Annotated in this window: 22 protein-coding genes; 7 read left to right on the top strand and 15 right to left on the bottom strand. The window is 71.1% G+C overall.

Annotation, left to right across the window (positions count from 1 at the left end; genetic code table 11):
* Nucleotides 1–5: 5 nt before the first annotated feature.
* From rpmF to recG, 6 genes are all read right to left on the bottom strand, one after another.
* Nucleotides 6–179: a 50S ribosomal protein L32 gene (rpmF, locus tag EAO75_RS06460; protein WP_015657589.1), complete on the bottom strand. Its 174-nt coding sequence runs from the start codon at nucleotides 177–179 to the stop codon at nucleotides 6–8.
* 2 nt (nucleotides 180–181) lie between these two features.
* Nucleotides 182–829 carry a YceD family protein gene (locus EAO75_RS06455; protein ID WP_147993996.1) on the bottom strand — a complete coding sequence of 216 codons (648 nt, stop codon included), beginning with the start codon at nucleotides 827–829 and terminating at the stop codon, nucleotides 182–184.
* A 137-nt stretch (nucleotides 830–966) separates the two neighbouring features.
* Entirely contained in the window at nucleotides 967–2,034 is a 1,068-nt protein-coding gene (locus EAO75_RS06450; RefSeq protein WP_147993995.1) for a cell division initiation protein, read from the bottom strand.
* A gap of 67 nt (nucleotides 2,035–2,101) precedes the next feature.
* A complete protein-coding gene (gene coaD, locus EAO75_RS06445) occupies nucleotides 2,102–2,611 on the bottom strand; it encodes a pantetheine-phosphate adenylyltransferase (protein WP_147993994.1) in 510 nt (169 codons plus the stop codon).
* Entirely contained in the window at nucleotides 2,608–3,195 is a 588-nt protein-coding gene (rsmD, locus tag EAO75_RS06440) for a 16S rRNA (guanine(966)-N(2))-methyltransferase RsmD (RefSeq protein WP_147993993.1), read from the bottom strand. Before rsmD ends, coaD begins: the two co-directional genes overlap by 4 nt.
* Nucleotides 3,196–3,294: 99 nt before the next feature.
* A complete protein-coding gene (recG, locus tag EAO75_RS06435; RefSeq protein ID WP_147993992.1) occupies nucleotides 3,295–5,502 on the bottom strand; it encodes an ATP-dependent DNA helicase RecG in 2,208 nt (735 codons plus the stop codon).
* Between the two features lie 190 nt (nucleotides 5,503–5,692).
* On the opposite strand from recG, the gene EAO75_RS06430 reads away from it, so the two are divergent.
* Nucleotides 5,693–7,528: an HSP90 family protein gene (locus EAO75_RS06430; RefSeq protein ID WP_147993991.1), complete on the top strand. Its 1,836-nt coding sequence runs from the start codon at nucleotides 5,693–5,695 to the stop codon at nucleotides 7,526–7,528.
* The gene (locus EAO75_RS06425) at nucleotides 7,528–10,470 is read left to right on the top strand and encodes a tetratricopeptide repeat protein (RefSeq protein WP_147993990.1); all 2,943 of its coding nucleotides are present in this window, start codon (nucleotides 7,528–7,530) and stop codon (nucleotides 10,468–10,470) included. The genes EAO75_RS06430 and EAO75_RS06425 overlap by 1 nt, the downstream gene beginning before the upstream one ends.
* 13 nt (nucleotides 10,471–10,483) lie before the next feature.
* Here EAO75_RS06425 and EAO75_RS06420 read toward each other — a convergent pair whose 3' ends face one another.
* Nucleotides 10,484–12,172 (bottom strand): DAK2 domain-containing protein, encoded by a 1,689-nt coding sequence (locus EAO75_RS06420; protein WP_147993989.1) that lies wholly within the window; start codon nucleotides 12,170–12,172, stop codon nucleotides 10,484–10,486.
* 250 nt (nucleotides 12,173–12,422) lie between these two features.
* Here EAO75_RS06420 and rpmB point away from each other — a divergent pair, with 250 nt between their 5' ends.
* Nucleotides 12,423–12,608: a 50S ribosomal protein L28 gene (gene rpmB, locus EAO75_RS06415; protein ID WP_003993230.1), complete on the top strand. Its 186-nt coding sequence runs from the start codon at nucleotides 12,423–12,425 to the stop codon at nucleotides 12,606–12,608.
* A gap of 99 nt (nucleotides 12,609–12,707) precedes the next feature.
* Here the strand turns inward: rpmB and thiD are convergent, their stop codons facing one another.
* Complete coding sequence (gene thiD, locus EAO75_RS06410) at nucleotides 12,708–13,499, bottom strand: bifunctional hydroxymethylpyrimidine kinase/phosphomethylpyrimidine kinase (protein ID WP_147993988.1); 792 nt, start codon at nucleotides 13,497–13,499, stop codon at nucleotides 12,708–12,710.
* A complete protein-coding gene (locus EAO75_RS06405; RefSeq protein WP_147993987.1) occupies nucleotides 13,496–14,464 on the bottom strand; it encodes a thiamine-phosphate kinase in 969 nt (322 codons plus the stop codon). Before EAO75_RS06405 ends, thiD begins: the two co-directional genes overlap by 4 nt.
* A 206-nt stretch (nucleotides 14,465–14,670) precedes the next feature.
* Here EAO75_RS06405 and EAO75_RS06400 point away from each other — a divergent pair, with 206 nt between their 5' ends.
* A complete protein-coding gene (locus EAO75_RS06400; protein ID WP_003997603.1) occupies nucleotides 14,671–14,904 on the top strand; it encodes an Lrp/AsnC family transcriptional regulator in 234 nt (77 codons plus the stop codon).
* 20 nt (nucleotides 14,905–14,924) lie between these two features.
* Entirely contained in the window at nucleotides 14,925–15,431 is a 507-nt protein-coding gene (locus tag EAO75_RS06395) for a DUF3515 domain-containing protein (protein ID WP_147993986.1), read from the top strand.
* Nucleotides 15,432–15,446: 15 nt separating this feature from the next.
* On the opposite strand, the gene EAO75_RS06390 is transcribed toward EAO75_RS06395, so the two are convergent.
* Genes EAO75_RS06390 through EAO75_RS06380 form a run of 3 tightly spaced genes read right to left on the bottom strand, consistent with a single transcriptional unit; the run spans nucleotide 15,447 to nucleotide 18,452 of the window.
* Nucleotides 15,447–16,604: a D-alanine--D-alanine ligase family protein gene (locus tag EAO75_RS06390; protein ID WP_147993985.1), complete on the bottom strand. Its 1,158-nt coding sequence runs from the start codon at nucleotides 16,602–16,604 to the stop codon at nucleotides 15,447–15,449.
* A gap of 58 nt (nucleotides 16,605–16,662) precedes the next feature.
* Nucleotides 16,663–17,673 carry an NAD(P)H-dependent glycerol-3-phosphate dehydrogenase gene (locus EAO75_RS06385; protein ID WP_147993984.1) on the bottom strand — a complete coding sequence of 337 codons (1,011 nt, stop codon included), beginning with the start codon at nucleotides 17,671–17,673 and terminating at the stop codon, nucleotides 16,663–16,665.
* Complete coding sequence (locus EAO75_RS06380) at nucleotides 17,670–18,452, bottom strand: lysophospholipid acyltransferase family protein (RefSeq protein ID WP_147993983.1); 783 nt, start codon at nucleotides 18,450–18,452, stop codon at nucleotides 17,670–17,672. The genes EAO75_RS06385 and EAO75_RS06380 overlap by 4 nt, the downstream gene beginning before the upstream one ends.
* 169 nt (nucleotides 18,453–18,621) lie before the next feature.
* On the opposite strand from EAO75_RS06380, the gene cofC reads away from it, so the two are divergent.
* Both cofC and EAO75_RS06370 read left to right on the top strand, forming a co-directional pair.
* Nucleotides 18,622–19,248 carry a 2-phospho-L-lactate guanylyltransferase gene (cofC, locus tag EAO75_RS06375; RefSeq protein WP_147993982.1) on the top strand — a complete coding sequence of 209 codons (627 nt, stop codon included), beginning with the start codon at nucleotides 18,622–18,624 and terminating at the stop codon, nucleotides 19,246–19,248.
* A gap of 70 nt (nucleotides 19,249–19,318) precedes the next feature.
* Complete coding sequence (locus EAO75_RS06370) at nucleotides 19,319–19,522, top strand: hypothetical protein (protein ID WP_147993981.1); 204 nt, start codon at nucleotides 19,319–19,321, stop codon at nucleotides 19,520–19,522.
* A gap of 75 nt (nucleotides 19,523–19,597) precedes the next feature.
* Here the strand turns inward: EAO75_RS06370 and EAO75_RS06365 are convergent, their stop codons facing one another.
* From EAO75_RS06365 to leuD, 3 genes are all read right to left on the bottom strand, one after another.
* A complete protein-coding gene (locus tag EAO75_RS06365; RefSeq protein WP_147993980.1) occupies nucleotides 19,598–20,239 on the bottom strand; it encodes an HU family DNA-binding protein in 642 nt (213 codons plus the stop codon).
* A gap of 139 nt (nucleotides 20,240–20,378) precedes the next feature.
* On the bottom strand, nucleotides 20,379–20,609 hold the full coding sequence (locus EAO75_RS06360) for a hypothetical protein (protein ID WP_147993979.1): 231 nt from the start codon (nucleotides 20,607–20,609) through the stop codon (nucleotides 20,379–20,381).
* 265 nt (nucleotides 20,610–20,874) lie between these two features.
* Nucleotides 20,875–21,468, bottom strand: coding sequence for a 3-isopropylmalate dehydratase small subunit (gene leuD / locus EAO75_RS06355; RefSeq protein WP_147993978.1), 594 nt, complete (start codon nucleotides 21,466–21,468; stop codon nucleotides 20,875–20,877).
* Nucleotides 21,469–21,474 lie beyond the last annotated feature (6 nt).

Genomic DNA, 21,474 nt, shown 5'->3' with positions numbered 1-21,474 from the left:
GCCGCTCAGACCTCGAGGACCTGGCGCTTGTTGTAAGTGCCGCAAGACGGGCACGCGATGTGCTGCTGCTTGGGCTCGTGGCAGCGCTCGCACGCAACCAGGGGGGTGACCGCAGCCTTCCACTGCGACCGGCGGTGGCGCGTGTTGCTGCGCGACATCTTCCGCTTCGGAACAGCCACGGCTACTTCTCCTGCTTCTCGTCGGCGTGCGCTGATGGAAGCGCGCCGCCGCTCATCTCGTCCTTCTCGCCGTCCGTCATGGTCTCGGCGAGTCCCTGCAGTGCCGCCCAACGCATGTCGACGGCGTCATGGTGGTGGTCCGGGTCGTCCGCAAGGCGTGCACCGCACTCGGTGCACAGTCCTGGGCAGCCTTCCTGGCACACCGGCTGCATCGGCAGTGCGAGCACCACCGCATCACGCAGCACGGCTTCGAGGTCGAACATGCCGTCCTCGAGAAAGAGCCTGTCCTCGTCGTCCTCGGCGTCGTCGCCCGGTTCCGCGTGGTGGCGGCCCCGGTCGTCGGCGTCAGGGTACGAGAACATCTCCTGGAATTCCGCTTCGACGTCGAGCTGAAGCGGCTCCAGACACCTTACGCACTCCCCCTCGGCCTGTGCACGGGCGGTGCCTGTGACAAGCACCCCTTCCATGACCGACTCGAGCCGGAGTCCGAGCTCCACCGGGGCGCCTTCCGGCACTCCGACGACCCCCTGGATACCGAAGTCCTTGGGGGCGGCGACCGTACGGGTCAAGCGCTGCAGCGCACCGGGCCGCCGACCCAGCTCGTGCGTGTCGAACACGAGAGGGTTGCGGTGGTCGAGGCGGGCTGTCACGCCATTCCTGCTTTCGATCTGCTGAGCTCAGGGGGTCACTGCCCGCGGTGTTCCTGGGCAGCTTTGATCGCGGACGTACACGCGACCGAAGAGCCAGGATACTGGACCTTTCGCTCACGGCCCAATCCGGTGGTCCGTTACTGGCCGCGCCCCTGCTCGTACGCCCGCAACTGCTCCGGAGTGATCATGCCCGTGTCGAAGAGACTGGTCTCGTCGAGGGCGTACGACTGGTGGACCTGCTGGGGCTGCTGGGCCTGCTGCTGGTCGTAAGCCGCCTGCTGGCCGTCGTAGCCCTGATAGCCGTAGGGATCGGCCTGCTGGTAGCCGTACGGGTCCTGCTGCTGGGCGTAGGCCTGCTGCTGCGGGTAGCCGCCGTAGGTGTCCTGCTGCTGGTAGCCGTACGCCGGCTGCACGGTCTGCGGGTCGTACTGCGGCTGTGCCGGTACGGCCGCCGGCTGCTCGGGCGGGGCCGCCGGGGCGTCCTGCTCGGCCAGCGCCACGAGGTCGGCGAGGTAGTCGGCGTCGCTGGAGTGCTGGGCGGTGCCGATGTCGTCGCCGAGGGCGCCGAGGTCGTCGGTGGCGATCCGGCCGTGCAGCTTCTGCCGGCCGCGGCCGACGGCCTCCAGGGTCTTGGCGAGGACGGCCTCGAAGGCGCCGAGCTTGGCGTCGACGTACTGGTCGGCCGTGCGGCGCAGGGTCTCCGGGTCGTGGCTGCGCTCGGGGGCGTCCTCGTCCTCGTAGCCCTGCTCGTCGAGGCCCGGGCCGGTGCCGAGGAGCTTCTCGCGGCCGCGGCCGACCGAGCCGAGGGTCTTGGTGAGGACGACCTCGAAGTTGGCGAGCTTGGAGTCGACGTAGTCGTCGGCCTCCGCGCGGACGTCCTCGGCCTCCTGGCGGGCCTCGGCGAGGATGCGGTCGCCCTCGGCCTGGGAGCGGCGGGCGACCTCGGTGTCGGAGATCAGCGAGCCACGCTCGGCGTGCGCACCCTGGATGATCCGGTCGGCCTCCTGGCGGGCCTGCTCGACCATCTGCTCGCGGTCGCCGATCAGCTCCTGGGCCTGGGCGAGGGAGCCGGGCAGGGCCGCACGGACCTCTTCCAGCAAGGAGAGCAGTTCGGCGCGGTTGACCACGCAGGACGCCGACATCGGCATCGACCGGGCACCTGAGACCGCCGCGACGATCTCGTCGAGCTTGTTCTGTACGTCCACCGTGTGCTCGCCACTCTCTACAGCTGTGATGGAGACGGACGGGACGACTGTAGCCGCCGTTGCCCGTTCAGCCTTGGCGCAGACGCTTGTTGAGGGCCTCCAGCACCACCGGCGGCACCAGGTGGGAGACGTCGCCGCCCCAGGTGGCGACCTCCTTCACCAGCGAGGACGACAGGAAGCTGTAGGTCGGGTTGGTCGGCACGAAGAGCGTCTCCACGCCGGACAGACCGTTGTTCATCTGCGCCATCTGCAGCTCGTAGTCGAAGTCGCTGACCGCGCGCAGGCCCTTGACGATGGCCGGGATGTCGCGTTCCTTGCAGAAGTCGACGAGGAGGCCGTGGAAGGCCTCGACCCGGACGTTCTCGAACTCCGCAATGACCTGGTGGATCAGGTCGATCCGCTCGTCGATCTCGAACAGGCCCCGCTTGGACTTGTTGATCATGACTGCGACGTAGACCTCGTCGTACAGCCTGGAGGCGCGGGAAATGATGTCGAGGTGTCCGTTGGTGATCGGGTCGAATGACCCGGGACATACGGCGCGGCGCACTTGTGATCCCTCGCTCTCCGGTCCGGTCATCGTGCGTCTTCGCACGTAGAGGCGGCGCGACCGTACCAAAACGTTCCCTCGCCGTAACGACGGGCCCGGATCGCTTCAAAACCTTCGGGCCACCGGAATTCTCCGCCTCTGGTGCTGCGCTCCACGGTGACGAGCGCCTCGCGCGCGAGCCAGCCCCCTGAGCGGAGTGTGAGGAGAATCTCGCGAAGATCGTCGTCCGTGACGGCGTAGGGCGGGTCCAGGAAGACGATGTCGTACGGCTCGGTCGGCGCCGGGGTCTGGATGATCTGTTCGGCTTTGCCCGATCTGACCTCGGCGCCGGGGAGGCCGAGACTCTTGACGTTCTCGCGGATGACGCGGGCGGCTCGGGCGTCGGCCTCGACGAGGAGGGTGTGGCCGGCGCCTCGGGAGAGTGCCTCCAGGCCGACCGCGCCGGATCCGGCGTAGAGGTCGAGGACGCGGTCGCCCTCCAGGGGGCCGCCGAGGAGGGCCTGCCAAGTGGAGAAGAGGCCCTCGCGTGCGCGGTCGGAGGTGGGGCGGGTGCCGGTCCCTGGCGGGACTGCCAAGCGGCGTCCACCTGCCGTGCCGGCGATCACGCGCGTCATCTTGGGTCCTTGTTCGGGGGTGGTTACGGATTCAGTGTGGCAGCAGGTTCGTCGTGGTTGCTCGCGCAGTTCCCCGCGCCCCTTCAGGGGCGATCCCGCTCACCCCTTTTCCAGGAACTGCTCCCTTTCCTCGTCCAAAAGGGCGTCCAGGGCCGTCTTGAGGCCGGGAAGTCCCGTCAGCTCCGGATCGGCCGCCACCAGCGTCACCGCCTCCTCCCGCGCCTCCGCGATGATCTCCTCGTCCTCGATGACCGCCAGCATCCGCAGGCTGGTGCGGGCGCCGGACTGGGCCTGGCCGAGGACGTCGCCCTCGCGGCGCTGTTCGAGGTCGATGCGGGAGAGTTCGAAGCCGTCGAGGGTGGCGGCGACGGAGGCCAGGCGCTGGCGGGCCGCGGCGGCCTCCGGCATCTCGGTGACCAGGAGGCAGAGGCCGGGGGCGGAGCCTCGGCCCACGCGGCCGCGCAGCTGGTGGAGCTGGGAGACGCCGAAGCGGTCGGCGTCCATGATCACCATCGCGGTGGCGTTGGGGACGTTCACACCGACCTCGATGACCGTCGTGGCGACCAGGACGTCGGTCTCGCCGGCGGCGAAGCGGCGCATGACGGCGTCCTTGTCGTCCGGAGCCATACGGCCGTGCAGGACCTCCACCTGGAGGCCGCTGAGCGGGCCCTTGGAGAGCTGGTCGGCCACGTCGAGGACGGCGAGCGGCGGGCGCTTCTCGGCCTCGTCCTCGGGTGACTTCTTCTTCCCGGACTTCTTCGGGTCGTCCTCCTCGTCCCCGATCCGGGGGCAGACGACGTAGGCCTGATGGCCGTTGCCGACCTCCTCGCGCACCCGCTCCCAGGCGCGGGACAGGAAGTGGGGCTTGTCGGCGGCCGGGACGACATGGGAGGCGATGGGTGAGCGACCGGCGGGGAGCTGGTCCAGGACCGAGGTCTCCAGGTCGCCGAAGACCGTCATGGCGACCGTGCGCGGGATGGGCGTGGCCGTCATGACGAGCAGGTGCGGCGGCTGCTTGCCCTTGCCGCGCAGGGCGTCGCGCTGCTCCACGCCGAACCGGTGCTGTTCGTCGACGACGACCAGGCCGAGGTCGTGGAACTGGACCTTGTCCTCGATCAACGCGTGCGTGCCGATGACGATCCCGGCCTCCGCGGTGACGAGATCGAGCAGCGCCCGGCGGCGGGCGGCCGCGCCCATGGACCCGGTGAGCAGCACCACCTTGGTGGCCTGATCCGCTCCGCCCAGCATCCCGCCCTCGGCCAGCTCACCCATCATCTCGACGATGGAGCGGTGATGCTGCTGGGCGAGCACTTCGGTGGGCGCGAGCATGGCGGCCTGTCCGCCGGCGTCGACCACGGCGAGCATGGCGCGCAGCGCCACCATGGTTTTCCCGGATCCGACCTCCCCCTGGAGCAACCGGTGCATCGGATGCTCCGTCGCCAAGTCGTCGAAGATCTCCTTGGAGACCTTCTGCTGGCCCTCGGTGAGGGTGAAGGGGAGGCGGGCGTCGAAGGCGGTCAGGAGGCCGTCGGGCTTGGGTTTGCGGGCGACCGCGGGGAGTTGGGCGTCGGCGTGGCGGCGGCGGGCGAGGGCGACCTGGAGGACGAAGGCCTCGTCCCACTTGAGCCGGGAGCGGGCGTCCTCGATGTCGGCCTTGGTGTGCGGACGGTGGATCTTGAGGAGGGCCTCGGGGAGGGCGACCAGGCGGCGCCCCTCGCGGAGGGTGTCCGGGAGCGGGTCGACGGCCTCCTGGGCGCTGGGCAGGACCGTCTGGATCGCCTTGCCGACCTTCCAGGACTCCAGCTTGGCGGTGGCGGGGTAGATCGGGATCAGGGCGCCGGCCCAGGTCTCGACCGCTTCCTCCGAGTCGCCGCGCAGCAACTCGTAGGCCGGGTGCGCCAGTTGCAGGCGGCGGTTGAAGACCGAGACCTTGCCCGCGAACATCGCGCGTGTGCCCGGCAGGAGATCCTTGTGGGGCTTGTGAACGCCGTTGCCGAAGAAGACCAGTTGGAGGCGGCCGCTGCCGTCGGTGATGGTGACTTCGAGGCGCTGGCCCTTGCCGCGCGGCGCCTTGCTGGAGGCGAAGCTGTGCAGGCGCGCGTCGGCGACCATGGCGACCACCGTGACGTGCTCGTCCATGGGGAGGTCGGCGAGGTGGGTGAGCTGGCCGCGCTCCTCGTATCTGCGCGGGTAGTGGTGCAGCAGGTCGCCCACGGTGTGCAGGCCGAGATGCTCGGCCATCACCTTCGCGGTGGGAGGGCCGAGCACTTTCTTCAGTGGTTCTTCCAGTGCGGGCACGAGATCCATTCCACACCACGGCACTGACAATGCCGTAGAGGTCACGGCGTCCGTCCCGGTAAAACTCCCGGAAACCCCTGGTCAGGCGGCTCGCTTCGGCCCTAGGATGGCGCGCTCCGGCCATCCCTTCGCGGTCACCGCCTCACCGGGGCCGCCCGACCCCGCGCCGTCGCCAAGTCCCCCCAACGGCGCTGCGACGATGGACTCCCAGACCTCACAGTCATCCCAGGCACCTCAGCCATCCCCGTCACCTCATACGTTCCAGGTCGACCTGCGCGGTCTGGTGGACCTGCTCTCCCACCACCTCTACTCCAGTCCGAAGGTCTATCTGCGCGAGCTGCTGCAGAACGCCGTCGACGCCATCACCGCCAGACGCGCCGAGGAGCCGGGCGCGCCCGCCGCGGTGCGGCTGTACGCCGAGTCGGGCACCCTGCGCGTCGAGGACTCCGGGATCGGGCTGACCGAGGCGGACGTGCACAGCCTCCTCGCGACCATCGGCCGCAGCTCCAAGCGCGCCGAGGGGCTTCAGGAGGCCCGGTCCGACTTCCTGGGGCAGTTCGGCATCGGTCTGCTGGCGTGTTTCGTGGTCGCCGAGCGGATCCGGGTGGTCAGCCGCAGCGCCCGTACGCCGGACGCGCCGCCGGTGGAGTGGACGGCGACGGACGACGGTTCGTACACCGTGCGGACGCTGCCGGACGACGCCCGCCCCGAACCGGGCACGACCGTGCACCTGGTGGCGCGGGCGGGGGCCGCCGAGTGGCTGGCCGAGGACCGGGTCCTGGCGCTGGCGCGGGACTTCGGCTCACTGCTGCCGTACGACGTACGGGTCGGCGGCGAGGCCGTCACCGATCTGCCCGCGCCCTGGGACCGGTCGTACCCCTCCCCCGCCAACCGGAGGGTGGCCCTGGCCCGGCACTGTCAGGACCTGTTCGGCTTCACCCCGCTGGACTCGATCGAGCTGGACGTGCCGCTCGCCGGGATCCGCGGGGTCGCGTACGTGCTGCCGGCCGCGGTCAGCCCCGCCCAGCGGGCCGGTCATCGCGTCCACCTCAAGGGCATGCTGCTGACCGAGCGGGCCGAACAGCTGCTGCCCGACTGGGCGTTCTTCGTGCGCTGCGTCCTGGACACCGACAGCCTGCGGCCGACGGCGTCGCGCGAGTCGCTGTACGAGGACGAGACGCTGGCGGCCGTACGGGAGGCGCTGGGGACAAGGATCCGGTCCTGGCTCACGGGCCTCGCGGCCGGGGATCCGGAACGGCTGGCGGCGTTCCTGTCCGTGCACCACCTGGGCGTGAAGTCCCTCGCGCGGCACGACAAGGAGATGCTGCGCACGATGCTGCCGTGGCTGCCCTTCGAGACGTCCGACGGACGGCTGTCCCTGGAGGAGTTCGCGCAGCGGCACGCGGTGGTGCACTTCACGCGGACCGTCGAGGAGTACCGGCAGGTCGCCCCGATCGCGTCCGCGCAGGGCGTCGGGGTGGTCAACGGCGGCTACACGTACGACAGCGAGCTGATCGAGGCGCTGCCGTCGGTGCGGCCGGGGACGGTCGTCGCCGAGCTGGACGCGGAGACCGTGACCGCCCATCTGGACTCGGTCGACCCGGCCGAGGAGCTGGCCCTGTCGGGCTTCCTGGCGGCCGCGCGGGCGAAACTCGACCCGCTGGGCTGTGACGTCGTCCTGCGCGCCTTCCATCCGCTGTCCGTGCCCGCGCTGCACCTGGACGACCGGGCGGCCCGGCACGAGCAGGCGCGCGCGCAGGCCGAGGAGCAGGCCGACGACCTGTGGGCGGGCATCCTCGGGTCCCTGCGCGGCAGCGCGCCACGCGCGCGTCTGGTGCTGAACCACCTCAACCCGCTGATCCGGCGGATCGGTTCGCTGGGCGATCCGGAGCTGATCGGCACCGCCACCGAGTCGCTGTACGGGCAGGCCCTGCTGATGGCGCAGCGTCCGCTCAGGCCCGCCGACTCGGCGCTGCTGAACCGGGCCTTCATCGGTCTGCTGGAGTGGGCCACGAACGGCGAGGGAGGCCGCTGATGAGCGAGATCACCGACTTCGACTCGCTGCGCCGGGCGATGGCGGAGAACGGCGAGGAACCGGAGGGTCCGGCCCGCAACGCGCGCGCGGAGCAGCTGCTCGCCGAGGCGGAGAAGCTGAACGTCCCGCTGGCCGTGATCGAGGCGCTCGGGCACCAGCTGAAGGTCTACAACTACAGCTCCGAGAAGGGCAAGATGTTCGTCCCCTTCGCGCGTCTGCTGCGCATGTGGGACGAGCGGCCCGAGGACTTCGACGAGTACGAGATCCATTCGCTGCACTGGGTCTTCAAGTGGATGTCGTCCGGCATGCTCGACCAGCCGCACGTCCCGCTGGCCTCGATCGAGAAGTGGCTCGGCGAGATGGAGCACCGCTACCGGCTCGCCGGGCACTCCGAACGGGCCGTGCGCGGCGCCGAGTTCAGCGTGGCCGCGCATGTCGGAGACGTGGCGCGGGCGGAGCGGGCGTACGGCGCCTGGCTGGGCGCGGACCGCGACAGCATGGCCGACTGCCACGCGTGCGAGCTGCACGGGCAGGGGTGGTGGCAGGCGGAGCGGGGCCAGGACACCGAGGCGCTGCGGCTGTGGGCGCCGGTCCTGGAGGGCGAGTTCACCTGCGCCCACGAGCCGCACACGGTCCTCGCGTCCTCCCTGACGCCGCTGCTGCGCCTGGGCCGCGTGGACGAGGCCCGCGCCAACCATCTGCGGGGCTTCAGGCTCGTGCGGGCCATGGAGAGCATGCGCGGGGCGTACGCGGACCACGTCGAGTTCTGTGTGCTGACCGGCAACGAGGCGCGCGGCCTGGAGCTGCTAGCGGAGCGGCCGGCGTACTTCACGGACGACGGGCATCCGCGCAGCAAGCTGGAGTTCATGTCGGTGGTGGCCCTGCTCATGGACCGCCTGGGCGCGCTCGGGCTGGGCGCGCAGCAGGTGCCCGGTCCGGCAGGCCGCACCTGGACCGCCCGCGAACTCGCCGCCCACGCGCGCGAGGAGGCCCTCGCCCTGGCCGCGCGCTTCGACGAGCGCAACGGCACGACGCACATCAGCGAGCGGGCACGCGCGCGTATGGAGCAGCGCCCGCTGGTGGAGCGGCTGCCGCTGGGGGTGCGTACGGCGGCACGGCCGACACCGTCGGTGCCCGCGCCCGCCGCGTCGAACGCGCCGCAGGACCCGGGCCCGCGGCCCGGCCTGCCGGCGCTGATCGCCGAGGCACGGCGGCTGTCGGACACCCTCCAGCCAGGCGCCGTCGAGGCGTGGGCGGCCGTCTCGCGGGCCGCCGAGGGCGTCGAGCTGGACGCCCGGGACCGCGCGGAGATCGCCGACCACCGGGCGATGGACCTGGGCCCCGAGGGCGTCGCCCTGTTCGAGGAGGCGGCGGGGCTGTACGCGGAGGCGGGCGACCCCGGTGAGGCGCTGGCGGCACGCGCGCGTGGAGCGTACGTACGGGCGCTCCAGGGCGAGGTGTCCGAGGCCCTCACGGCGATCGCCGACCTGTACGACCGGGTCCTCGCGCTGTACGCCGAGGACGGCACGGGCCTGCGGCAGACGGCGGCCGTGCTGATGAGCCGGGCGCGGATCCTGATGCGGCAGGTGCACGAGGCCGAGGACGCGGCGCCGCAGTCGGCGGCCGGCGCCGAGATCGCCGCCCGTGAGGTGCTCGCGCTCGTCGACGGGCAGTCCCGGGACGACGTACGGCTCGCCGCACGGATCGCTGAGGCGCAGGCGATGCTCGCGGAACTGGCGGCGCTCGCGGGGAACGTGGAGGGGGCCGCGGAGCTGTTCGCGCGGGCCGCGGCGGCGTTCGTCGGGGCCGGGCTGCCGTGGTTCGCGGTGGAGTACGAGGCCCGGCTGGCCGGGCTCGCGCACCATCTCGGCGACACCGCGCAGGCCGAGCGGGCGCTGCGGGCGGCCCTGGAGCACGGCGGGCCGCACCTGGAGGCCGCGGGGCGGGCGCAGCTGCACCTCCAGCTGGCCGAGGTGCTCGGCGGCCGGGGGCTGTCCGAGGAGGCCGCGGAGCACGCCCTGGAGGCCGCCCACTGGGCCGACGAGGCGGGCGAGAGCCGCACGCTGGGCGCCTGGGCGCGGCAGCAGCTGGGCGGGTTCCTGCTGCGGCAGGGACGGTTCGCCGAGGCCGCCGAGGTGCTGGAGTCGGCGCTCGTCGACCTGTCCGCCGAGACGCACGGCGACGGGGCGGTCGTCCAGACGCAGTGGTGGCTCGGCGACTGCCTGAGCGAGCTCGGCGAGCACCGCGAGGCGGCCGAACGCCGGCTTCAGGCCGCCGAGATCGCCCGGCACTGGCCCGAGCAGCACGACCACGCCACCCTCGCCCACCTCGCAGCCGAGTCCCTGGGCCACGCGGGCCTGCACGCCGAGGCGGACCAGGCGTACGCGCGCGCGGGCACGCTGTGGCGCTCCGTCGGCAATGTCCACGGCCTGGTGCGGTCCCTGCGCGCCCGCGCGTGGCTGGCGCTGGGCGAGGAGGACGTGGAAGGCGGGCAGGACACGGCTCCGGCGCTGATGGCGAGCGCGGTCGAGGAGTGCCGGGCGGCGCTGGAGGCGGTCGACGACGAGGAGGCCCGCGAGCGGCTCGTCGCCGAACTCGGCCACACCCACCGCCAGTTCAGCGACCTCCTGGCGCGTTCCGCCGCGGAGGATGCCGAGGACGAGTCGATCCGCGGCGCGCTGGAGGAGGCCCTGTCCCAGGTGACGCAGGCCGTCGCGGTCTTCGCCGCCCTCGGCGACGACGCCCTGCACAGCCGTACCGGCGCCGAGCTCGCCGCGGGCTGGCTGGAGGCCGACCTGAGCCGTCCGGCCGAGGCGGCGGCACGCGCGCGTGCCGTGCTCGCGGCGTACGACGGCGTCGACGAGGCCGACGAGGCGGCGCGGGAGCGGCGCGCGGAGGCCGGGCAGATGCTCCAGGTCGTGGAGGAGCAGGACGAGGCGTAGGTCCCGGCCGGGCTCACTCCACGCCGATGAGCAGCAGCGCCCCCTGCCGCCCGCCGCGGTACACCACCGTGTCGACAGCGAGGTAGGACTCACGCACGCGTGCTTCGAGGTGCTCGGCGATCGTCTCGGGCGCCTCGTCACCGAGGACGAGGGTGACGAGCTCGCCGCCTGCGGACAGCATCCGGTCGAGGACGCTCTCTGCGGTGGCGGTGACGTCCGTGCCGATCACTGCCACGTCGCCGTCGATGAGGCCCAGGACGTCGCCGGCCTGGCAGATGCCGGCCATGGTCCAGGACTGGCGTTCGGCGACGGCGACCTCGGCGTAGCGGGTCGCACCGGCCGCCGACGTCATCGACACGACGTCCTCGTCGAAGCGGCGGTCCGGCTCGTGCACGGCGAGCGCGGCGATGCCCTGGACCGCGGAGCGGGTGGGGATCAGCGCCACGCGGATGCCCTCCACGCGGGCCTGCTCGGCCGCGGCGGCCGCGGTGTGGCGCAGTTCGGCGTCGTTGGGCAGCAGCACGACCTCGCGCGCGTGGGCCCGCCGCAGGGCCTCGACCAGCTCTCCGCTGGCGGGCGGCTCGCCGGGGCGGGCGAGGACGGTGGTCGCGCCGGCCTCGCCGTACAGCCCGGCCAGGCCCTCGCCGGGCACGACGGCGACGACGGCCCGCTGGACCCGCTCCCGGGGCAGCCGCTCGCCGGTGGTGTGCGCGTCGCCGGCCCCGAAGTGGGTGATCCGGATCCGGTACGGCCGCCCGGCCTCGACGCCCGCCTCCACGGCGGCCCCCGCGTCGTCGACGTGCACATGGACGTTCCACAGTCCGTCACCGCCGACGATCACGAGCGAGTCCCCGAGCCCGTCGAGCCGTGCCCGCAGCCGCGCCACGGCCGCGTCCTCGGCCTCCAGGAGGTAGATCACTTCGAAGGCGGGACCGCCGGCCTCCGGCACGTCGGCGCAGTCCTCGGCATCGGCGAGCAAGGCGCCGTCGGCGGCCGGGGCCCCGGGCGAAGCGCTCGCCACGCGCGCGTGCCCGCCGGGGGCCGCGGGCACCGCCTCCCCCGTGAACGTCTCCACCAGCGCGCCCAGCACCGCCAGCAGCCCACGCCCGCCGGCGTCGACCACCCCCGCGCGCTCCAGGACGGCCAGCTGTCGGGGCGTAGCGGCGAGCGCGGCACGCGCGCCCTCGTAGGCCGCCCGCGCGACGCTCCCGCAGTCGTCGCCCGCGGCACCGTGGGCCGCGTCGGCGGCGGCTGAGGCGACCGTGAGGACGGTGCCCTCGACGGGGTGGGCCACGGCTTCGCGGGCGGAGTCGGCGGCCCGCCGCAGGGCGTCGCGCAGACCGGAGCCGTCGGTGTGAGCCGTCTCACCGTCGTCGGCGAGCACCTGGGCCATGCCCCGCAGCAGCTGGGCGAGGATCGTCCCGGAGTTCCCGCGGGCACCTATGAGGGCGCCGTGCGCCATCGCGCGGGCGGCGACCGCGAGGCTGGGCTTGCCCACGTCGTAGGCGGTGAAGACGGCCTCCACGGCCGCCACCGACGACTCCACGGTCAGATACAGGTTCGTCCCGGTGTCCCCGTCGGCCACGGGGTAGACGTTGATCGCGTCGATCTCCTCACGCGCGCGGCCGAGCGACTCCAGCGCGAGACCGCACCAGGTGCGCACCGCGAGAGCATCGAAGAATGTCTGCGGCACCTGCGCCACCTGCGCCTCCTTGAGCTGCCGGACGTGGCACGCAGCGTAGACCCAGGGCCGGTGGGCGCCGGAAGAGGGCTGGGAGCGGGCCCCTGAGCAGCCATGGTAGTTTCGTTCCACTGGCGCAGTCGTTGTATGCTGCTCCGGTTGCCCGATGCAGATCGGGCCGTTCCCCTGGCAGCGCCACTTCAGATCATTGATCTCGATCCCGGCATGCCGGGATTATCCGTAAGTGCATCTGAAGTCTTTGGAGTGACCCGTGGCTGCCAACTGCGACGTCTGCGGCAAGGGGCCGGGCTTCGGCAACAACATCTCGCACTCGCACCGCCGTACGTCCCGTCGCTGGAACCCGAACATCCAGCGCGTCCGTACCGTGGTCGGCGGGACGCCGAAGCGCGTGAACGCTTGCACCTCGTGCATCAAGGCCGGCAAGGTCTCGCGCTGACGCCCACAGCTTCGCGCGCGGCCACTGCTGGTTCGCTGTAAAGAGCCGGTCCACCTTTCGGTGGACCGGCTCTTTGCTGTGCCCGCGGCCGCCGGAGGGCTACGCGCCGACGCGGAAGCTCCACCCGTGATCCACGGGACCGATCCCGCCGCCCAGCGCGAACCCGGCCTTGATCGCCCCGGTGACGTACTCCTTCGCGGCGGTGACCGCTTCCGGCACGGACTGTCCCTTCGCGAGCCCCGAGGCGATCGCGGAGGCGAGGGTGCAGCCGGTGCCGTGGGTGTGCCGGTTGTCGTACCGGGGAGCCCGCAGCCAGTGCTCCTGGGAGCCGTCGGTGAGCAGATCCACGGCGTCCCCGGGCAGATGACCGCCCTTGATCAGCACCCAGCGCGGCCCGTACGCCAGCACGGCCGCCGCTGCCTCCCGCAGCTGCTCCTCGGACTCGACGTGCACGCCGGTCAACTGCGCCACCTCGTCGAGGTTCGGCGTAGCCACGGTGGCCACCGGCAGCAGCTTGGTGCGTACGGAGTCCAGCGCGGAGGCCGCCAGCAGCGGGTCGCCGTGCTTGGAGACGCCGACGGGGTCGATCACGCTGGGCGCGTCCGTCTCCCCGATCAATTCGGCCACCGCCTCCACGAGTTCGGCTGACGCGAGCATGCCGGTCTTGATCGCCTGGACGCCGATGTCGTCGACGACGCTGCGGTACTGCGCCCGCACCGCCTCCACCGGCAGTTCCCAAGCGCCCTGCACACCGAGGGAGTTCTGGGCGGTGACCGCCGTGATCACGCTCATGCCGTGCACGCCGAGCGCGAGCATCGTCTTCAGGTCGGCCTGAATGCCCGCGCCGCCACCGGAGTCGGAACCGGCCACCGTGAGAACGCCCGGGATCATGACTCGATGTCCCCGCCGAAGTGGTCCCAGCCGCCCTTCCTGGTCCACGGCGCCCCGTCCACCGTGACCTGGGGCAGCGCCGAGGGGTTGAGGACCTCGCCGATGACCTTCCAGCGGGCCGGCAGTTTCACGTCCGGCGGGAAGGTCGCCACGATCGCGTGGTCCTCTCCCCCGGTCAGCACCCACTGGATGGGGTCGACGCCGACGGCCTGCCCGATGTCGTTCATCTGCGTCGGGATGTCGATCGTGCCCGAACGGATGTCGATGCGGACCTTGCTGGCCTCGGCGATGTGCCCGAGGTCGGCGATCAGTCCGTCGCTCACGTCACACATGGCCGTGGCGCCGAGCCCGGCGGCGGCCGGACCCGCGTGATACGGCGGCTCGGGGCGCCGATGCGCCTCCACGAAGGCGCGTGGCGAGCGGAAACCCCGGGAGAGTACGGCGTATCCGGCGGCGGACCAGCCCAGCCAGCCGGTCACGGCGACGATGTCACCGGGCTGCGCGCCGGCCCGCGTGACGGGCTCCTGGTTGCGCAGATCGCCGAGCGCGGTGATCGACACCATGATCGTGTCGCCGCGTACGACGTCGCCGCCGACCACCGAGGCGCCCGCGACCTGGCACTCGTCGCGGATTCCGTCCATCAGCTCGCTGGGCCAGGTCACCGGGAGTTCGGCCGGTACGACCAGGCCGAGCAGCAGCGCGGTCGGCACGGCGCCCATGGCGGCGATGTCCGCGAGGTTCTGCGCGGCGGCCTTGCGGCCGACGTCGTAGGCCGTGGACCAGTCGCGGCGGAAGTGCCGTCCCTCCAGCAGGATGTCGGTGCTGGCGACCACCCTGCGGTCGGGCGCGGCCACCACCGCGGCGTCGTCGCCCGGGCCGACCCGGACCGCCGGGGTGGTGGTGAGACGGGAGGTGAGCTCCCTGATGAGCCCGAACTCACCGAGCTCACCAACAGTGCCCTTCATTTCCCTTACGCCCCTTCTGTCCCTGTCCGCACCCGGTCGCGCGTCCCTACTGTGCTCGCTACGGTCGAGGTGTACGTCAACTTCCGTGGTCCGTGCACCGCGGCGCGGGTGCCCTGGCCAACGAGGGTCTCCCCGTGACGAGCGGTGACGCGATACCGTGGCGTTCCTTTTCCCCACATGATCCTCGTGGCCGCCCTGGAGGTTCCGTGGTACAGGCGTACATCCTGATCCAGACGGAGGTCGGCAAAGCGTCGACCGTCGCCGAGACGATCAGCAAGATCCCTGGAGTCATCCAGGCCGAGGACGTCACCGGACCGTACGACGTCATCGTGCGCGCCCAAGCCGACACCGTCGACGACCTGGGTCGCATGGTGGTCGCGAAGGTCCAGCAAGTGGACGGCATCACCCGCACCCTGACCTGCCCGGTCGTACATCTGTAGCCCCCGTCTACCCTTGGCCGGTGAACTCTTTCCGTCACCGGCGCTTTTCTGTCATCGGGCTGCCCGCGTTCGTCCTGCTGGTCACCACCGCGGGCTGCTCATCAGCAGACGGCAGCGCGTCGGCGGCGGTTCCCAGCCCCGGTGCGAAGGCCACGAAGCTGTGCCAGAACCTCGACAAGAAACTGCCGGCCGAGGTGGACGGTGCCGACCGTGAGGATCCCTCGCCCGCGTCCACGCTGACCGCGGGCTGGGGAGACCCGGCGATCATACTGCGGTGCGGTGTCGTACGACCGCCGAAGATGAGCGACCCCAAGGTGGCCGAGGGCCGGGACCAGGACGCGGTGGCGGGCGGCGTGAACGGCGTCAGGTGGCTGATGGAGCGGCAGGGCGACGGTTACCGGTTCACCACCGCGCTGCGGCGCGCATATGTCGAGGTCACCGTGCCGGAGGGCCGGGACAGTTCGGGTGTGCTGATCGACCTGGCCGCGGCCGTCAAGAAGGCGATCCCCGAAGGGATCGCCGACTGAAAACCGTGACGGCTCCTACCTGAGCCCGGTCGACCGCCGCAGCGCCGCCTCGATCAGCAGGTCCACCAGGTCCGGGTAGCTGATTCCGCTGGCCTGCCACATCTGCGGGTACATCGAGATCGGCGTGAAGCCGGGCATCGTGTTGATCTCGTTGATCACGAACTCCCCGTCCTCGGTGAGGAAGAAGTCCGCGCGCACCAGGCCCTCGCAGGAGGCCGCGTCGAAGGCGTCCACGGCAAGGCGCTGCACCTCGGCCGTCTCCTCGGGCGTCAGCGGCGCCGGTACGACGCCGGGCGTGGAGTCGATGTACTTGGCCTCGAAGTCGTAGTACGCGTGCGCGTCCGGCGGCGGGATCTCGGCGGGGGCGGAGGCGCGCGGGCCGTCCTCGAACTCCAGCACCCCGCACTCGATCTCCCGGCCGCGCAGGGCCGCCTCGACAAGGATCTTCGGGTCGTGCCGCTGGGCCTCGGCGATCGCCTCGTCCAGGCCGGACAGGTCCTCGACCTTGGTGATGCCGATCGACGAGCCCGCGCGCGCGGGCTTCACGAAGAGCGGCCAGCCGTGGTCGCCGGCGAGGTCGATGATCTTCTTGCGGGCGGCGGACTCGTCCTGCTCCCACTCGCGCGGCCGGATCACCACGTACGGGCCCACCTTGAGCCCGAACGAAGTGAACACCCGCTTCATGTACTCCTTGTCCTGGCCGACGGCCGAGGCGAGCACGCCGGAGCCGACGTACGGCACCCCGGAGAGCTCCAGCAGGCCCTGGAGGGTGCCGTCCTCGCCGTAGGGGCCGTGCAGCACCGGGAAGACCACGTCGATCTCGCCGAGCGCCTTGGGCACCGATCCGGGCTCGGTGTAGACGACTTCACGGTTCGCGGGGTCGACGGGGAGCACCACGCCGCCCTCGCCGGAGTCGGCAAGCTGCTCGACGTTGGGCGTACGGCGCTCGGTGATCGCCATGCGTTCCGGTTCGTCGGCGGTGAGCACCCAGCGGCCGCTCTGCGTGATGCCGATCGGCAGGACGTCGTACTTCGTCCGGTCGATCGCGCGCAGTACGGCGCCGGCGGTGACCATGGAGATCCCGTGCTCGGAGCTGCGGCCGCCGAACACGACGGCCACACGCGGCTTGCGCTGCGGCTGGTCAGGGCTCTGGGGGAGGTTCTCGGTGCTCATATCGCGATGAGCGTACCCGCCCGTAGGGGCCGAGTCAGCGTCCGGAGGGTCGGTTCGCTCAGCGTCGTTCGGGCTTCGCGCTGCGCGACATCAGCTCCTTGAGGGCGACCACCGGGGGCTTGCCCTCGTGCACGATGTCCACGACCGTCTCCGTGATCGGCATGTCGACACCGTGCCGGCGGGCCAGATCCGCCACGGACTCGCAGGACTTGACGCCCTCGGCGGTCTGCTTGGTGACCGCGATGGTCTCCTGGAGGGTCATGCCCTTGCCGAGGTTGGTGCCGAAGGTGTGGTTGCGCGACAGCGGCGAGGAGCAGGTCGCCACCAGGTCGCCGAGTCCGGCCAGTCCGGAGAACGTCAGCGGGTCGGCGCCCAGCGCCATCCCGAGCCGGGTCGTCTCGGCGAGCCCGCGCGTGATCAAGGACCCCTTGGCGTTGTCGCCGAGGCCCATGCCGTCGGCGATGCCCACGGCGAGACCGATGACGTTCTTCACGGCTCCGCCCAGTTCGCAACCCACCACGTCCGTGTTGGTGTACGGGCGGAAGTACGGCGTGTGGCACGCGGCCTGGAGGCGCTGGGCGACGGACTCGTCGGTGCAGGCGACGACGGCCGCTGCGGGCATGCGGGAGGCGATCTCACGGGCCAGGTTGGGGCCGGTGACGACGGCGATGCGGTCGTGGCCGACCTTGGCGACGTCCTCGATGACCTCGCTCATCCGCATGGTGGTGCCGAGTTCGACGCCCTTCATGAGGGACACCAGGACCGTGCCCGGCGCCAGCATCGGCGTCCACTCGGCGAGGTTGGCGCGCAGGGTCTGGGAGGGGACGGACAGCACCGTGAAGTCGGCGCCGGCCATGGCCTCGGCGGGGTCGGTGGTGGCCCGGACGCCCTGCGGGAGCTCTACGCCGGGGAAGTAGTCGGGGTTCGTCCGCGTCGAGTTGATGGCCTCGGCGACCTCGGGGCGGCGGGCCCACAGGGTGACGTCGCAGCCGGCGTCCGCGAGGACGATGGCGAACGCCGTGCCCCACGAACCGGCACTCAGGACTGCCGCCTTGACGGGCTTGCTCACGTGCCCTGCCCCTCTTCCTGCTCGGCCTTCGTCTGCCCATTGTTCTGCGCGGCCGTCCTGCGGCGCTGCTCGATGCGCTCCTGGCGCGGGTCGTACGTCGTCCCGGGCGCCTTCTCGCCGCGGATCTCCTCCAGATGGTGGGTGATCGCGGCCATGATGACCTCGGTCGCCTCCTTCAGCAGGTCCGGGGACATCTCCTTGTCGTAGAAGCGCGTCAGGTCCACCGGCGGACCCGCGAGAACCCGGTGGGTCTTGCGCGGAAGGAGGTTGAGCTTCTTGGCATAGGGCGGCAGCAGTTCGTTGGCGCCCCACTGCGCGACCGGGATCACCGGGCACTTGGTCTGCAGGGCCACGCGCGCGGCGCCGGTCTTGCCGGTCATGGGCCACTGGTTCGGGTCCCGGGTGATGGTGCCCTCGGGGTAGAAGGCGACGCACTCGCCGCGCTCCACGGCGTCGATCGCGGCGCGGAAGGCGCTCAGCGCGTCCGTGGTCTCCCGGTAGACGGGGATCTGCCCGGTGCCGCGCATCGCGGCGCCGACGAATCCCTTCTTGAAAAGCCCGCTCTTCGCGAGGAATCGCGGAACCCGGCCGGTGTTGTACTGAAAGTGCGCGTACGCGAAGGGATCGATGTGCGAATTGTGGTTCACCGCGGTGATAAATCCGCCCTCGGCCGGAATGTGCTCCATTCCACGCCAGTCCCGCTTGATCAGAACCACCAACGGCGGTTTGCAGAGCACCGCGGCGAAGCGGTACCAGAAGCCGATTCTGCGGCGGGGCACGCGTGCACCTTCCTCTAGGTATCAAGGTCGTCGGCCCATGGGGCCGCACAAGTGTCGCCCCAGGCCGCCGGTCTGTCGAGAACACCGTACGCCTCGCGACCGCGACCGCCAGATGGCCCTGGTGACGGCTGAGTGACAATGACCGCGACTGGAGAGGGACGGAGCGCTCGTGCAGTGGACCTTGGTCGTACCCCTGAAGCCCTTGGCGCGGGCGAAGAGCAGGCTGTCGGACGCCGCGGCGGACGAACTGCGCCCGGGCCTGGCGCTCGCGTTCGCACAGGACACGGTGGCCGCGGCGCTGGCCTGCCCCGCGGTGAAGGATGTGGCAGTCGTCACGGACGACGCCCTGGCCGGGCGTGAGCTGGGCGCACTTGGCGCGCACATCGTCCCCGACGAGCCCGGCGGCGGCCTGAACGCGGCGCTGGCGCACGCCGCGGCGGTCGTACGATCGTCGCGCCCCGAAACCCCCGTGGCCGCCCTGAACGCCGACCTCCCCGCCCTGCGCCCGCTGGAATTGGCCCGGGTCCTGGACGCGGCGGCGCAATTCCCGCGCGCTTTTCTCCCGGACGCTGCGGAAATCGGCACGACGCTGCTGACCGCGGCCCCTGGATATGAATTGCTGCCCGCTTTCGGCGAGGATTCCCGGGCCCGCCACCGCACCTCGGGAGCCGAGGAACTCCACCTCGACGACGTGGACTCCGTACGCCAGGACGTGGACACCGGAGCCGACCTGCGCGCCGCGCTGGCACTTGGCGTGGGCCCACGTACGAAGGCGGCGGCGGCACGCCTGCCGTAGGCGCGGGGAACTGCGCGATGCGGCCCCCGGGCGCCGCACCCGAACCACAACCCGTCGTAGGCTGACAGCCATGCAGGCCACCGCATACACCTACGACGCCGAAACCCGCTCCGGCAGCGTGCTGCTGGACGACGGCACCCCCGTCCCCTTCGACGCCCCGGCCTTCGACGCCGGAGGCCTGCGGCTGCTGCGCCCAGGGCAGCGGGTCCGTATCGAGACCGAGGGCAAGGGCGAGTCCCTGCACATCACGCTGGTGACCCTGCAAACCCTCTGAAACAGGCCCTGAAACACGCCGCGGGCCGGACTCCCCACGGAGTCCGGCCCGGCGCGTGAGTGCCCCTGTGCGGTCCTACCTGCTGCGCGTCGTCCGCTTGGCAGCGGACTTGCGCGCCGTCGACTTCTTGGCCGGCGCCTTCTTGGCGGTCGCCTTCTTCGCCGGGGCCTTCTTGGCCGTCGCCTTCTTGGCGGTGGCCTTCTTCGCCGCGGTGGCCTTCTTCGCCGCGGCCGTGGTCTTCTTGGCCGTCGTCTTCTTCGCCGTGGTCTTCTTGGCGGCGGCCGTCGTCTTCTTGGCCGTCGTCTTCTTCGCGGTCGTCTTCTTCGCGGCCGCCTTGGTGGTCTTCTTCGCGGCGGCCTTCTTGACCGTCGCCGAGGCACCACCGGTCAGGCTGCCCTTGGGCGCCTTCTTGACCGCGACCTCGCCGCCCCGCGGGAGCTTCTTCGAGCCGCTCACCAGGTCCTTGAAGCCCTGACCCGCACGGAAGCGCGGAACGGAGGTCTTCTTGACCCGAACCCGCTCGCCCGTCTGAGGGTTACGGGCGTACCGGGCCGGACGGTCGACCTTCTCGAACGAACCGAAGCCGGTGACGGAGACCCGCTCACCCGAGACGACCGCGCGGACGATGGCGTCCAGTACGTGGTCGACAGCATCGGCGGCCTGCTGGCGGCCGCCCATCTTGTCGGCAATCGCTTCTACGAGCTGCGCCTTGTTCACGTCTTCCCCTTCGGAGACATCGCCAGAACGAAAGTGTTCAAGCTTTTTCGCACGTTAGGCAGATATATACCGCAAATCAAACACGAAACGGGCTAATCACCCTTGTGCCGCAACAGACTCGGCTGTCTCGAAGGTGTTCTCAGCGTTCCTCTTCGGGGAATCGCCCCGCGTCGAGGTCCGCGATGAACAGCTCCAGACGCCTTGTCGCTTCGGCGACGTCGTGTTTGGCCGCGGCCGTAATGACCAGCAGCTTCCGGGTCAGCGCCATCCGTACGCCCTCCGGGACTTGCAGTGCGCGCACTCTTGTGTGCGCTTCCTTCAGTTGGTCCGCGACTGCCGCATAGAGCTCGAGTTGGCCGTCGTGTTCCATGCACAGATTGTGCCATCTGGGGCGAGTTGTCGCCTGCCAGGGGTGCAACTCCGGCCTCAAATGGCCTTCGGGGCACTTGCGGAAGTCACCGCCACACCACTCGCCTACCCCGGTAACACCCGTCATAACGTGGGCAGTTGAGCTCCCGGCGCACGCGCCGCAGGACCGTTCGGGTGCAGACATGCCAGTACCCCCGATCGGGCTGATCGGGGGTACTGGGAGGGTGTTGCGGTGTCCGAAAGTCGCCTTGCGGGCGAGCCTCGGGTCAGATCTGGAGCGTGCGCGGCTTGAACGACGGCCGCTTCGCCTCGTAGGCGGCGATGTCATCCTCGTTCTGGAGGGTGATCGAGATGTCGTCGAGGCCGTTCAGCAGCCGCCAGCGGGAGTTCTCGTCCAGCTCGAAGGAGGCGGTGATGCCCTCGGCGCGCACCTCACGAGCCTCGAGGTCGACCGTGATCTCGGCCTGCGGGTCGTTCTCGGTGAGCTCCTGCAGCGCGTCCACGATCTTCTGCTCCAGAACCACTGTGAGCAGGCCGTTCTTGAGCGAGTTACCGCGGAAGATGTCCGCGAAACGCGAGGAGATGACGGCCTTGAAGCCGTAGTTCTGCAGCGCCCAGACGGCGTGCTCACGGGAGGAGCCGGTGCCGAAGTCGGGACCGGCGACCAGGACGGTCGCGCCCTTGCGCTCGGGCCGGTTGAGGATGAAGTTCTCGTCCTTGCGCCAGGCCTCGAACAGCCCGTCCTCGAACCCGTCCCGAGTGACCTTCTTGAGCCAGTGAGCAGGGATGATCTGGTCGGTGTCGACGTTGGAGCGGCGCAGCGGAACGGCCCGGCCGGTGTGCGTGGTGAATGCTTCCATGACTTC

Source organism: Streptomyces sp. UW30 (assembly GCF_008042075.1).
Taxonomy (GTDB): Bacteria; Actinomycetota; Actinomycetes; order Streptomycetales; family Streptomycetaceae; genus Streptomyces.
Note: the sequence above shows the minus strand (reverse complement) of the source record. Positions and strands in the feature narration are given on the sequence as shown.

Coding starts and splice junctions, on each gene's coding strand:
- EAO75_RS06360 (WP_147993979.1), bottom strand. CDS start 20,609: ATGGAACACGACGGCCAACTCGAGCTCTATGCGGCAGTCGCGGACCAA.
- EAO75_RS06390 (WP_147993985.1), bottom strand. CDS start 16,604: ATGAGCACCGAGAACCTCCCCCAGAGCCCTGACCAGCCGCAGCGCAAG.
- EAO75_RS06370 (WP_147993981.1), top strand. CDS start 19,319: ATGCAGGCCACCGCATACACCTACGACGCCGAAACCCGCTCCGGCAGC.
- coaD (WP_147993994.1), bottom strand. CDS start 2,611: ATGACCGGACCGGAGAGCGAGGGATCACAAGTGCGCCGCGCCGTATGT.
- EAO75_RS06430 (WP_147993991.1), top strand. CDS start 5,693: ATGGACTCCCAGACCTCACAGTCATCCCAGGCACCTCAGCCATCCCCG.
- rsmD (WP_147993993.1), bottom strand. CDS start 3,195: ATGACGCGCGTGATCGCCGGCACGGCAGGTGGACGCCGCTTGGCAGTC.
- thiD (WP_147993988.1), bottom strand. CDS start 13,499: ATGATCCCGGGCGTTCTCACGGTGGCCGGTTCCGACTCCGGTGGCGGC.
- recG (WP_147993992.1), bottom strand. CDS start 5,502: ATGGATCTCGTGCCCGCACTGGAAGAACCACTGAAGAAAGTGCTCGGC.
- EAO75_RS06405 (WP_147993987.1), bottom strand. CDS start 14,464: ATGAAGGGCACTGTTGGTGAGCTCGGTGAGTTCGGGCTCATCAGGGAG.
- EAO75_RS06425 (WP_147993990.1), top strand. CDS start 7,528: ATGAGCGAGATCACCGACTTCGACTCGCTGCGCCGGGCGATGGCGGAG.
- leuD (WP_147993978.1), bottom strand. CDS start 21,468: ATGGAAGCATTCACCACGCACACCGGCCGGGCCGTTCCGCTGCGCCGC.